This is a genomic window from Rhizobium sp. 62_C5_N11_2, from assembly GCF_051811185.1.
Lineage (GTDB): Bacteria > Pseudomonadota > Alphaproteobacteria > Rhizobiales > Rhizobiaceae > Rhizobium > Rhizobium leguminosarum.
Window position 1 is genome coordinate 3,743,568 of record NZ_JBPWPW010000001.1, and the last position, 12,536, is coordinate 3,756,103.

The window sequence follows — 12,536 nt, forward strand, 5'->3', positions numbered from 1 at the left end:
GCGCCGTGCAAACGATGTGATCTTATAACATTATAAAACCCTTTGAACTGCCACGCTCAAGCCATTATATGAGACCAACCGTTCAAGCAGCCGATCCCAAGCCGCTCGGCCGCACGCCTAATCCTAGAGGTTCTCATGACCGACGCGATCTCCACCCTGAAGCCTATTCCCGTTACCGTGCTCACCGGTTATCTCGGCGCCGGCAAGACAACGTTGCTCAACCGCATTCTCTCCGAAAATCACGGCAAGAAATATGCGGTCATCGTCAATGAATTCGGCGAAATCGGCATCGACAACGACCTGATCGTCGAGTCGGACGAGGAAATCTATGAGATGAACAATGGCTGCGTCTGCTGCACGGTGCGCGGCGACCTGATCCGCGTCGTCGAAGGCCTGATGCGCCGTCCCGGCCGCTTCGATGGCATCATCGTCGAAACGACGGGCCTTGCCGATCCGGTGCCGGTGGCCCAGACCTTCTTCATGGATGACGATGTACGCGCCAAGACCGAACTCGATGCCGTCGTCGCCCTCGTCGATGCCAAGCACCTGCCGCTGCGCCTGAAGGACAGCCGCGAGGCCGAAGACCAGATCGCCTTCGCCGACGTCGTCATCATCAACAAGAGTGACCTGGTGACCCCGGAAGAACTTGATGTGATCGAGGATATCGTCCGCGCCATCAACCCGGCTGCCCGCGTCTACAAGACCAGCCGCTCCGGCGTCGATCTCGCCCGCGTGCTCGATCAGGGCGCCTTCAACCTGGAACGCGCGCTCGAAAACGATCCGCATTTCCTCGAGCAGGGCCATGACGACCATGTCTGCGGCCCCGATTGCGATCATGACCACCACCATCATGACCATGATCATCACGGTCATCAGCATGATGACCACGGTCACGACCATCATCACCATGGCGCCCATCAACATGGCGCGATGTCAGCGATTCACGATGTGACGGTGCAGTCGGTGTCGCTGCGCGGCGGCGAGATGAACCCGGAGCGCTTCTTCCCCTGGATCCAGAAGATCACCCAGACGCAGGGGCCGAATATTCTGCGTCTCAAGGGCATCATCGCCTTCAAGGACGATCCCGAGCGTTACGTCGTTCAGGGCGTGCACATGATCATCGAGGGTGATCACCAGCGTCCGTGGAAGGAAGGCGAAAAGCACGAGAGCCGTCTCGTCTTCATCGGCCGCGAACTCGACCGCGAGAAGCTCGAAGCCTCCTTCAAGGCCTGCGGGGCAGCCGCCTGATGCCGACAGTTGCACCGCTTGATCTCGACGGCCACGTTCTGGCCGTCGAATTTTTAGGTGATGTTCCCTTCTTCGCAAGCGCAAACGGTACTTTCCACCGGCTGGATGGCGGCGACAGGGTTTCCGAAGCCCATCAGGGCATGCTCACCGCCATTCGTGATCCCTACAGCGAGAGCCTGATCTCGGGCGGCGAGGACGGTAAGGTGCTGCGCGTTGCCGCCGACGGCAGCGTCAGCGAAATCGCGACCGCGCCTCGCAAGTGGATTTCGCAGGTCGCAGCCGGCCCGCAGGGTGCCGTTGCCTATTCCTACGGCAAGAGTTCGCTTGTCCGCCTTGCCGACGGCACGACCAAGGAATTCCCCGAGGAGCGCACGGTTGAAGGCCTTGCCTTTGCGCCGAAAGGTCTGCGCATCGCGGCGGCGCGCTACAACGGCGTGTCGCTGCACTGGATCGGCATGAACGCCAAGCCGGTCGATCTTGAATGGAAGGGTGCGCATACCGGCGTCACCTTCTCGCCTGATGGCAATTTCCTCGTCACCTCGATGCAGGAAAACGCACTGCACGGCTGGAAGCTTGACATCAAGCCCGGCACCGAAGCCCGCCACATGCGCATGACCGGCTACCCCTCCAAGGTGAAATCGCTCTCCTGGTCGGTCAAGGGCAAGTGGCTCGCGTCTTCAGGTGCGCCTGCGGCAATCGTCTGGCCCTTCCAGGGCAAGGACGGTCCGATGGGCAAGGCGCCGCTGGAGCTCGGCACTCGCGCCAATATCATGGCGACAGCGGTGAAGTTCCATCCGCTTGAGGATATCCTCGCCATCGGCTTCATCGACGGCATGATCTTGGCCGTGCGCATCGCCGACAGCAAGGAAGCGCTGCTGCGCCGACCTGGCAAGGGCGCGATCACGGCGATGAGCTGGAGCAAAAACGGCAAGCTGCTCGCCTTCGGCTCCGAAGCCGGCGACTGCGGCGTCATCGATATTTCGGCCTGAGCCCCGCTGCCGGTAATGGACGACGCCCTGACGGAACCCGAAATCGTGGCGCTGACGGCCGACCACATGCAAGCCGCAGCTGAAATCAGACGTGTCGCCCTATGCCAGCGGCTGCCCTGGCTGCCGGATGTGCATACACCCGAGGAAGAGGAGCAGTACTGGCGCATGCATCTGCTGCCGAATTGCTCGATCCTCGGCGCTGCCATGGGCAACCGGCTCGTCGGTGTCATCGCTTATGGCGACAACTGGATAGAGCAGCTTTACGTTCTTCCCGACTTTCAGGGCATGGGCATTGGCTCCTTGCTTCTTGGCTGCGCCAAGGAAGAGATGGACGAGATCAGGCTCTGGACGTTCCAGCGCAATGCGGGCGCTCGTGCGTTCTACCAACGGCACGGCTTTACCGCCGAAGAGGAGACCGATGGCGCCGACAACGAAGAACGGGAGCCGGATGTGCTCTATCACTGGCGCAGGCTTCCGGAGCGGACACCTGACCTGCGACCGTCGGACGGCTAGACTATAATCGGGGCTTGCCAAACGCCTGGCCCAGGCGAAACATGAACCACACCGGAAGCGCTTTGCGCGCCACCCTGGCTGACAGAGGAAACGGGAATGTCGAAATCGACCGGCCTCGGTTTGACCGAACAACAGCCGCAGCCTTTGGGCGATGCATCTGTCTGGACCGTGATCCGCGCCGAGGCGGCCGAGCTTGCCGCACGCGAGCCGATATTGCAGCAGCTGCTTGCCGCTCAGGTAACGGACACCGCTGGCAACGATGAGATCATCGCCCGCGTGCTGGCCGCGCGGCTCTCCGTGGCGCAGGTGGAAACCGGTGATCTGTTCGATCTCATCCTGTCCACACTTGATGGCGATATCATGCGGAAGGTCGAGGCCGATCTCATCGCCGTGCGCGAGCGCGATCCGGCCTGCACGACATTTCTGCACGCGCTTCTCAATCTTAAGGGCTTTCATGCGCTGCAGACGCATCGTATCGCTCATGCGCTCTGGGTCTCCGGCCGTCCGGAGATCGCCAGTTGGCTCGCCAATCTCGTTTCGCTGGTCTTCGGCCCGGATATCCATCCGGCGGCACGGATCGGCGCGTCCATCATGCTCGACCACGGTTCGGGCATCGTCATCGGCGAAACGGCTGTCATCGAGGATGAAGTGTCCATCCTGCAGAACGTCACGCTCGGCGGCACCGGCAAGGAGACCGGCGACCGCCACCCGAAGATCCGCCACGGCGTGATGATCGGCGCGGGCGCGAAGATCCTCGGCAATATCGAAATCGGCGCCTTCAGCAAAGTCGCCGCCGGCAGTGTCGTGCTGAAGCCGGTCCCCGAGCATTGCACCGTCGCCGGCGTGCCGGCAACGCTCGTGCGCGTCCACCGCGCGGACGAGATCCCGGCCGAAACGATGGACCAGAATATCTAGAGCAATTCCAGCAAAAGTGCGCAGCGGTTTTGCATCCGGAATTGCGCAAAGGCAAAAAGATAGGGCCGCTCCGAGATAGGAACATTCGCCCCGTTCCTACGCGGCCTGCTGATTTTCCCCGAAGACTTCGACCCGGTTGCGGCCTTCGCGCTTCGAACGATAGAGCGCCTCATCGGCCTTCTGCACCAGCCGTTCAAAATCTCCGCCGCTTTCCGAACGCGCGGCAACGCCGATGCTCAGCGTCGGAAAGACTACCAGATCCGGCCGCTGCATGACGGCGGCGGCGAAGGCGAGACGAATGCGCTCGGCAATCGCCACTGCATCCTCCCGGGAAACATTTTTCAGCACCGCCAGGAACTCATCCCCACCTTGACGGGCAAGCAGGTCGTCGGAGCGCATGATGCCCCTCGAAACACTGGCGAAAAGCCGCAGGATGTCGTCGCCGGCGGCATGGCCATGCCTGTCGTTCAGTTGCTTGAAATGGTCGATATCGATGATCAGCAACGATACCGGCTGGGAACCGAGAGCCGGCAGATGTTGGGCAAGGCCACCGCGATTGAGGGCGCCGGTCAGCGGATCATGGTGAGCGAGTTCCGTCAGCTGATTTCGGCTGCGCTCGGCAGCCATCAGCACCATCGCCATGCTGCGAAGCATGATGAACGCGACCGCCGATACCGCCATCCAGCTGTGAATTGTACTACCGCCGAAAGGATCCGGCCCACCGATCTCACCGGTCGCCGCGAGAATGCTGCGAACCGCAAAGATCGCCGCAGTGCAAATATAGAGGCCGACAAGCAGGGCTGCCGAATACAGCTTTTCGCGCCGGACAATGCTGATTGCCTCCCTTGCGACGGCAAGATCGCAGAGGCAGCAGATGACGGAGACGTAGAGGAGCCTCGCCGAGACTGCCGATGGATCGCTGACGATGAGGACGACAGGAACGCTGACGAGCAAGATGGCAAGCCAGAAAGTGCGTTGGTCGAGCGCCCGCCCCGAAAACACCCGCACGGCAAAGAACATCAGCATGTAGCCGGCGATGGTGACGATATTGCCGCCGTCGATCGAGACGGAGTAGGGAACGAGATTGCGCAACGCGACGAGGAAGGACCCGACGCCGACAAGAAGGTTGCTCAAACCCCACCAAAGCGGCCACCTCTCGAAGCGGCCGGTCGCGTAGGCAGCAAGCTGGAGGATGCCCAGCACGAAACAACTCACGGCAACAATGAAATAGATTGTCCTGAGATCCAGCAGCATGGCGCTTTCCCGAAATTCTTGCAGAATTTACAGGAAGCGTTTTGCGGTTTGATTGGGCGCTTCGCTAAGAATTTAACGATCGCGAGGTTTTCCTGCGGCATAATGCAGCAATTCAAGCGTTACAGCGTCCTTTGCGCGTCTGCAGAGACGCGCGGCACCGTCGTCAGGCAGCCCGCACCGCGCCGATAATGTCCGCCAACAGATCGTGCAGCAAGTCCCTGTAGCCGTTTCGGGCAGATGGACCGCTCTCTTCCGAGGTCATGACGACGGTGAGATCGAGCGACGGCACGATATAGAGCATCTGCCCGCCATAACCCCAGGCGAAATGCACCTGCTCGCCGCCGATCTGCCGCGTGAACCAGCCATAGCCATATTCATCGCCCGAGAAGCGCGAGTTTGTGCGCTGCTGCCACGATTGCGAGATCCAGTCGGCAGGGACGATCTGGCGGCCGTCGGCGGTCTTGCCGCCGTTGCGGTAGAGTTCGCCGAAGGCAAGCAGCGACCGGGCGCTCATCGCCATCTGGTTGCCGCCGAGATAGATGCCCTGCGGATCGCGTTCCCATGCGCCAATGCGGAAGCCTTCGACAGGACCCAGCCATTCGTGCGCCAGCGCCAGCGTCGACTGCCCCCCGACCTTGGTGAGAATGGCCGACAGCAGATGGGTGGATGCGGTGGAATAGAGCATCTCGCCACCGGGTTGATCGATGAAAGGCTGCGAGAGCGCAAAGCGCACCCAGTTGCGCGAAGAGACCCAGCGGCCATAGTTCGGCCCCGACATGCGATCGAGCCCAGCCTGCATGGAGAGGAGATTGCCGATGGTGATGTCGTTGATGCGCGGGTCTGGCGTTACCGGGAGATCGGCCTTCAGGATCGGCGCGATCTTCTGATCCGGCCCCTTCAGCAGGCCTTTATCGATGGCGATACCGACCAACGCCGAGATGATCGATTTCGAAGCGGATTTGATATTGGTCGATTCCGAGGGCGAATGACCATGGAACCCGCGTTCGCCGAGCACTCGTCCGTCGCGAGCGACGATCACCGTCTTGAGAGGCCTCATCGCGGGGTCGCTCGCCGCGTGGTCGAGACGCGGACCAAGCCCGCTGACGCCGGAAGCAGTGCTCTGGGCAGCCGCCGGCCTCGTTGCGGCAAGCGGCAGGCAGAAAAGAAGCAGAAGGGAGAGAAGGCGGATCATGCGGAGCAAGATAGGATATCGCAGCGATTTGTTCGCGTGCCGGCGCCACTTTTCACGCGATTGTGTTTTCGCGTGCGACGCTTACCCAGCTGACCACAGCCGCGCACCCGTCAAAAGACAATCCGCGCCGCACCCACGACAGGCCCGCCTGCCTCCATGGTCAAGCGGCGCGGACATTGCCGGCCAGGAGGGAAAGATTCCCAACCCCGACCGGCCGATCGGCACAGCTCAAGCTGCGCGGCGAACCGGCGCGCTGGCTAGCATGCGTCCCGAAGGGACGATCATGCCGGCCGCGCCGTCAAGCCAGCCTTCCGTGAGTTCGAGCGCAAGAAAGCGCGAACGTTCGAACGGACCCGGCATGACAAGATGGCGAGCCCTCTCGGCAAAGAAGCCGAAACGCTCGTAATAGGCAGCATCGCCGACGAGCAGGACGGCGCCATGCCCGCGCTTCTTCGCTTCGAGGATCGCTGCGCGCATCAGCGCCGAGCCGATGCCCTTGCCGCCGTGATGGGGCGCAACGGCGAGCGGTCCAAGCAGCAGCGCATTGATCGGCGTGCCTTCGTCATTGACGCCGGCCTCGATGTTCCAGAGGCGCACCGAGCCAATGACATGGCCGTCGCGATCGCGCGCCACCAGCGCAAGGCCCTCGGCCGGAACGCGGTTGCGGCGGATCTTCTCCGACGACTTTTTGCGGCGATCCGGGCCCATGACGCGGTCGAGCAGGTTTTCGCGAGCAACGACATCCGAGGGATTTTCGGCGTCGATGGCGAAAGTGGTAGGCGCAAAGAATGCGCGGACAGAATCAAGAACAGCGGCCATCTTGGCCTCCCGTACCCAATACCGTTATCAGCGGCGATGAAAGAAAATTGTGAAGTTGCCGCCCCGATTGGTTACGGGGCCGACGGAAACGACCTTAGATGATGTAGGCCTTCAGCGGGTCGAAACCGTTGAAAGCGACCGCCGAATAGGTCGTCGTATAGGCGCCGGTGCCTTCGATCAGGACCTCGTCGCCGATCGAAAGGGAGATCGGCAGCGGATAGAGGTTCTTCTCGTAGAGCACGTCGGCCGAATCGCAGGTCGGGCCGGCGATGACGCAGGGCTCCATCTCGTCGCCGTCGTGATCCGTGCGGATCGGATAGCGGATGGCTTCGTCCATCGTCTCGGCGAGACCGCCGAATTTGCCGATGTCGAGGAATACCCAACGGGCATCGTCATTGTCCGACTTCTTCGAAATCAGCACGACTTCCGCCTTGATCACACCGGCATTGCCGACCATGCCGCGGCCCGGCTCGATGATCGTCTGCGGGATCTGGTTGCCGAAATGCGTGCGCAGCGCCTGGTAGATCGACTTGCCGTAAGCTTCTGCGGACGGAACGTCACGCAGGTACTTGGTCGGGAAGCCGCCGCCCATGTTGACCATCTGCAGGTGGATGCCCTGCTTGGCAAGCGATACAAAGACGCGCTTGGCATCGGCGAGTGCCGAATCCCAGGCATCGACCTTGGTCATCTGCGAACCGACATGGAACGAGACGCCATAGGACTGCAGGCCAAGCTGATGGGCGTAGACGAGAACGTCGACAGCCATCTGCGGGACGCAGCCGAACTTGCGCGACAGCGGCCATTCAGCGCCTTCACCATCGGTGAGCACGCGGCAGAAGACACGGGCGCCGGGAGCGGCGCGCGAGATCTTCTCGACTTCCTCGTGGCTGTCGACCGCAAAGAGGCTGACGCCGAGCGCATGCGCGCGGGCAACGTCACGTTCCTTCTTGATCGTGTTGCCGTAGGAGATACGGGCGGCGGTCGCACCGGCTTCAAGCGCCATTTCGATTTCGGCAACGGATGCGCAATCGAAATTGGAGCCGAGGCCTGCGAGCAGCTTCAGCACTTCCGGAGCCGGGTTGGCCTTGACGGCGTAATAGATGGCGCTGTCCGGCATAGCGTGACGGAAGGCGTGGAAATTGTCGCGAACGACGTCGAGGTCAACCACGAGGCAGGGACCATCGGGACGTCGGGTTGCGAGAAAGTCGCGGATGCGCTGGGTGGTCATATCGATTCCCTCTTCCAATTCCAGAGCTCCGGCATGAACCGGAGGACAAAGGGCATACGATAGCTCGCATTGGAACCAGCCGGTGGAGACCCCGGAACCATAGCAAGCGCTCGATGCGCGGATGGTGAACCAACGCCGCGGTGCGGTGTAAGTTCGGCTTTGTCTGCCATGGATTGGAGGGAGAGTCCCAACCGCACTTCCGGCAATGATGGTGTGCCTCTTCAGTAACCCCCGCTGATGGAAAGCAGGGAGAGAACAAAAAGGCCCGCACCGTCGTTGCTTCAGGCGTCCTCGCATTTTCCGGTTGGCCGGAATAGCGACTGGAGGGGTTAATTCCAGGTACCTTACCGATTTCCTCACCAATTCGAGGGTTCGGCGGACACCCATGGGCACGTGCGACTTTGGGCTGAGTGGGAAATAAGAATATTCGCCTTCATAATCAAGCGATTTTTTGATCTCGGGCTAAAAAAATAATTGAACAAGACGAGCCAATTTGTTCAACATTCCGAAACAGCCTGAGGGGTGCCATGGATACCTTGACCCGCATACGTGCCTTCATCGATGTCGTCGAGGCCGAAGGCTTCTCCGCCGCGGCAAGACGCACCGGCCGCTCAAAGGCGCTGCTCTCCAAATATGTGCGCGAACTGGAAGATGAGCTCGGCGCCCTGCTGCTCAACCGCACCACCCGGCAATTCTCCATGACCGAAGCCGGCCATACCTATTACCGCACCGCCTCCGATATCTTAAAGGAGATCGACAACCTCGCCGATCTCGTGCGTGAGAACAATGCACAGCTCAAAGGACGGCTACGCATTTCCGTGCCGCGCACCTTCGTTGATGCCGATGTCGGCCAGTCGCTGATCGATTTCGCCAAGGAGAACCCGGATCTTTCACTGGAGATCGCCGCCGATGACCGGTTCGTCGATCTGATCGAGGAAAGCTTCGACGTGGCGATCCGCATCACCAAGCTCGAAGATTCCGGCATGATCGCCCGCAAGATCTCGGATTTCCGCATCCATATCTGCGCCACCCCCGAGTTTCTCGAGCGTCATCCCAACCTCGAGCATCCGACGGACCTTTCCAACGTCCCCTTCATCGTCGACACCAACGCGCGCACCCAGGCGAGCATCCGCTTCCACAATCCCGACAACACCTCATTCGCCGTCGCCGTATCCGGACCGATAGAGGTCAACAGTCCGCATGCAACATTACGCGCAGCACTCGCCGGCATCGGCATAGCCTTCATCCCGGATTTCATCGCCCGCAAGCCGATCGAGAGCGGCGAACTGGTCACGCTGTTCAACGATTACATCCCGACCGACCGCGGCATTTATGCCGTCTATCCACACCGGCGCTACCTGCCGGCCAAGGTAAGGATCTTCGTCGACTACCTGCACAACTGGTTCAAGAAGCATCCGTAGAGCATGTCGCGCAAAAGTGTGCAGCGGTTTTGCGCTAAAGGCATGCGAAGAACCAACGATGCAAAGCGTGGCAAGCGAATCTGAAAGATCGCGACATGCTTTAGCGCAGTGCCCTTGCGAAGCGATGCGACATTCCGCCCTGCATCAACATCCGGCCCCGCGAAACCGATGCCGAGCCCGGTCCCAATTCCGTCCCAATTTCTGGCAAGAAGTCAGGGGCAGCGAACAGGGCAGCGAGATAGATGAGACATTCGAAGATACTGATCGCCGCGCTTCTTTCGCTGGCGCCGACCGCCGCCTTTTCTCATCCGCACATCTTCGTGGAGGCGCGTCTCGAAGTCGTGGCCGGCAAGGACGGCAGTGTCGAGGAACTGCGCAACGTCTGGCGCTTCGACGAGGTCTTTTCGTCCTCCGTGGTCATGGATTTCGACAAGAACACCGACCTGAAGCTGGAGCCGAACGAGCTGACCGACGTCGGCAACACGGTCAAGAAGTCGCTTGCTGATTACGACTACTACATGAACCTGACGATCAACGGGAAAAACATCACCGTCCAGAAGCCCGACATCATCCATGTCGACTACAAGGATGGCCAACTGCTGATGTTCTTCGCGGTAAAGCCGGTGGAAAAGATGCCGCTGAAGGGCAGGCTCACTTTCGGCGTCTACGATCCGACGCTCTACACCTCGATCGATTTTCCGACAGACAACGAGCTTGCGATCGTCGGAGACGGCTTCAAGGCCTGCAAACATCAGGTGGTGCGGCCGGATGCCGACGAGGTGATCTCGCAAAACAAACAGTCGCTGACGGACGCCTTCTTCAACGATCCCACCGGCACCAACATGTCCAAACTCTTCGCCACCCGGCTGGAGGTCACATGCTGACGAAACGCCTGCCCCTCATCCTTTCCGCTGCGACCCTTGCGCTGGTAACGGCTGCAAGCCTCGCTCATGCGCAATCGCCGCTTGGCATCGGCACGGCGGAGCCGAGTTTCCAGCCGACTGGCGGGCCGTTTGCGCCACTATTTCTCTACGTCAATTACGAGCAGCAAGCCTTCTACCGGGCGCTGACCGGTGCCTTGAAGGCGATGCGCCAAGACCCCTGGCAGCTGGCATCGCTGATCGGCCTCTCTTTCGCCTATGGCGTCTTCCATGCCGCCGGCCCGGGCCACGGCAAGGCGGTCATCTCCTCCTACATGATCGCCAACGAGGTGGAGCTGAAGCGCGGCGTGGTGATTTCCTTCATTTCGGCCTTCGTCCAGGGCGTGATGGCGGTGGCGCTGGTCGGAGGCGCCTGGCTGGTGCTGCGCGGCACCGGCATTACGTTGACGGCGGCGACCCACGCGATGGAGATCTCAAGCTTCGTCATGGTCATCCTCTTCGGCGGCTGGCTGCTGTTCCGCAAACTGCGGTCGCTGGTGGGCAACATGCCGCGCCGCCGGCTGATGGCGACGCCGGCCGGTCCGGTCAGCATGATGCTCGACTGGAAGGACAATGCCGCCGAACGCCAGGCCTATGCCTTCAACGGCAAGGCGCAGGCTGTGGAAGCCGGCCACACCTTCGTTCCCGGCATGGTCTGTGAGACCTGCGGCAATGCCCATGTGCCTGATCCGTCCCTGCTCGCCGGCGACAGGTTCAGCGCCCGCGAGGCCTGGTCGGCGATCGTGGCCGTCGGTCTGCGCCCCTGCTCCGGCGCATTGCTGGTCATGACCTTCTCGCTGCTCAACGGGCTCTATCTCGGCGGCGTGCTTTCGGTCGCCGCCATGTCGCTCGGCACGGCGATCACCGTTTCCCTGCTTGCCACACTTGCCGTCACCGCCAAGAGTGCGGCCGTCCGCCTCTCCGGACGCGGCTCGACCGCCTCGATCTGGATCGGCAACGCCATCGAAATCCTCGGCGCCGTGCTCGTCATGCTGATGGGCGCCCTGCTGCTCGGGGCCTCGCTGCAGGGCTAGAGCAATTCCAGCAAAACTGCGCAGCGGTTTTGCGTCCGGAATTGCGCAATGCTGTAGACTTATTTCCCCCGGCTGCGCTGGTAGCGCGCCCGCAGCCAGAAAACTGCGAAAAACGCCATGATCAGGCAGATGCCGACGACGATCGCCAGCGTCGGCGAGAAATTGCCGATCCACAGCACGATGGTCGGCAGGAAATAGATGACGAGGGCGGCGCCAAGCAGGATGATGCCAGCGGCGGTCGCCTGCGAGCGGCTTTCCGGGCTCATACCAGCCTTTCCTTTTCAAGATCGGCGCGGATGTCCTGCAGGCGGCGGATCTGGTTGCCCTCGGCATCGAAATTCTCAGGCGAAAGCCAGGCTTCGAAGGCATCGTTGATCAGCGGCCATTCACTGTCGATCATCGAGAACCATGCGGTGTCGCGGTTGCGATGCTTGGAGATCATGTGCTGGCGGAAGACGCCTTCGAAGCTGAAGCCGTAACGGGCGGCCGTCGTCTTGCTCGCCTCATTCTTATTGTCGCATTTCCATTCGTAGCGGCGGTAGCCGAGATCCTCGAAGACATGCTTGGCCATCAGATAATGCGCCTCGGTCGAAAGCGGCGACCGCTTCATCTCAGGCCCATGTGCCACCCCGCCGATCTCGACGACGCCGTTTGCCGGGTCGGCGCGCATGTAATTCGCCATGCCCACAATCTTGCCGGTGGCATTGTCGCGGAAGATATGGGTGATCCAGCCGGACTTGGTGTTGACGGTTTCCAGCCAGCTGGCGAAATCGTCGATACCGGAGAAGTCGTCCTGCGCGAAATAGAGAAGCAGCGGATTGATGCCCATGCCGCCAAGCCCATCCCACAGCGCCTCAAGATGTTCGGCGCGCCGATAAGGCTCGACGGTGACGAAATGGCCCTTCAGCGTGACCGGCTTCGGCGCCGGGCAGCCCTTGAAATTTGCAAGATCGCGCATGTCCACTCCCCTTTTCGGAAGAGTGGATAGGCCAGCCGCCCGACA

The 12,536-nt window shown here is 61.2% G+C and carries 13 protein-coding genes; 7 read left to right on the plus strand and 6 right to left on the minus strand.

Annotation, left to right across the window (positions count from 1 at the left end; translation table 11 throughout):
• Positions 1 to 135: 135 nt before the first annotated feature.
• The 4 genes from AB8B31_RS18520 (at position 136) to cysE (ending at position 3,665) form a co-directional block, all read left to right on the plus strand.
• Complete coding sequence (locus tag AB8B31_RS18520; protein ID WP_018243595.1) at positions 136 to 1,248, plus strand: CobW family GTP-binding protein; 1,113 nt, start codon at positions 136 to 138, stop codon at positions 1,246 to 1,248.
• A complete protein-coding gene (locus AB8B31_RS18525; protein ID WP_166480790.1) occupies positions 1,248 to 2,237 on the plus strand; it encodes a WD40 repeat domain-containing protein in 990 nt (329 codons plus the stop codon). The genes AB8B31_RS18520 and AB8B31_RS18525 overlap by 1 nt, the downstream gene beginning before the upstream one ends.
• A 15-nt stretch (positions 2,238 to 2,252) precedes the next feature.
• Entirely contained in the window at positions 2,253 to 2,750 is a 498-nt protein-coding gene (locus AB8B31_RS18530; RefSeq protein ID WP_047622400.1) for a GNAT family N-acetyltransferase, read from the plus strand.
• Positions 2,751 to 2,846: 96 nt separating this feature from the next.
• Positions 2,847 to 3,665 (plus strand): serine O-acetyltransferase, encoded by an 819-nt coding sequence (gene cysE / locus AB8B31_RS18535; RefSeq protein ID WP_047622399.1) that lies wholly within the window; start codon positions 2,847 to 2,849, stop codon positions 3,663 to 3,665.
• Between the two features lie 96 nt (positions 3,666 to 3,761).
• Here cysE and AB8B31_RS18540 read toward each other — a convergent pair whose 3' ends face one another.
• The 4 genes from AB8B31_RS18540 to odc2 form a co-directional block, all read right to left on the minus strand.
• A complete protein-coding gene (locus AB8B31_RS18540) occupies positions 3,762 to 4,919 on the minus strand; it encodes a GGDEF domain-containing protein (RefSeq protein ID WP_047622398.1) in 1,158 nt (385 codons plus the stop codon).
• A gap of 163 nt (positions 4,920 to 5,082) precedes the next feature.
• A complete protein-coding gene (locus tag AB8B31_RS18545) occupies positions 5,083 to 6,111 on the minus strand; it encodes a serine hydrolase domain-containing protein (RefSeq protein WP_047622396.1) in 1,029 nt (342 codons plus the stop codon).
• Between the two features lie 228 nt (positions 6,112 to 6,339).
• The gene (locus AB8B31_RS18550; protein ID WP_018243601.1) at positions 6,340 to 6,930 is read right to left on the minus strand and encodes a GNAT family N-acetyltransferase; all 591 of its coding nucleotides are present in this window, start codon (positions 6,928 to 6,930) and stop codon (positions 6,340 to 6,342) included.
• A gap of 94 nt (positions 6,931 to 7,024) precedes the next feature.
• Positions 7,025 to 8,158 carry an ornithine/lysine decarboxylase gene (gene odc2 / locus AB8B31_RS18555; protein ID WP_018517632.1) on the minus strand — a complete coding sequence of 378 codons (1,134 nt, stop codon included), beginning with the start codon at positions 8,156 to 8,158 and terminating at the stop codon, positions 7,025 to 7,027.
• A 527-nt stretch (positions 8,159 to 8,685) separates the two neighbouring features.
• Here odc2 and AB8B31_RS18560 point away from each other — a divergent pair.
• From AB8B31_RS18560 to AB8B31_RS18570, 3 genes are all read left to right on the plus strand, one after another.
• Positions 8,686 to 9,579 (plus strand): LysR family transcriptional regulator, encoded by an 894-nt coding sequence (locus AB8B31_RS18560; protein WP_018446032.1) that lies wholly within the window; start codon positions 8,686 to 8,688, stop codon positions 9,577 to 9,579.
• 242 nt (positions 9,580 to 9,821) lie between these two features.
• Positions 9,822 to 10,463, plus strand: coding sequence for a DUF1007 family protein (locus tag AB8B31_RS18565; RefSeq protein ID WP_166480789.1), 642 nt, complete (start codon positions 9,822 to 9,824; stop codon positions 10,461 to 10,463).
• A complete protein-coding gene (locus tag AB8B31_RS18570) occupies positions 10,457 to 11,533 on the plus strand; it encodes a nickel/cobalt transporter (RefSeq protein ID WP_018243605.1) in 1,077 nt (358 codons plus the stop codon). The genes AB8B31_RS18565 and AB8B31_RS18570 overlap by 7 nt, the downstream gene beginning before the upstream one ends.
• A 59-nt stretch (positions 11,534 to 11,592) precedes the next feature.
• Here AB8B31_RS18570 and AB8B31_RS18575 read toward each other — a convergent pair whose 3' ends face one another.
• Together AB8B31_RS18575 and AB8B31_RS18580 are read right to left on the minus strand one after the other, a co-directional pair.
• A complete protein-coding gene (locus tag AB8B31_RS18575; protein WP_130653064.1) occupies positions 11,593 to 11,799 on the minus strand; it encodes a hypothetical protein in 207 nt (68 codons plus the stop codon).
• Positions 11,796 to 12,491, minus strand: coding sequence for a GNAT family N-acetyltransferase (locus AB8B31_RS18580; protein ID WP_130759031.1), 696 nt, complete (start codon positions 12,489 to 12,491; stop codon positions 11,796 to 11,798). The genes AB8B31_RS18575 and AB8B31_RS18580 overlap by 4 nt, the downstream gene beginning before the upstream one ends.
• Between the last annotated feature and the right edge of the window lie 45 nt (positions 12,492 to 12,536).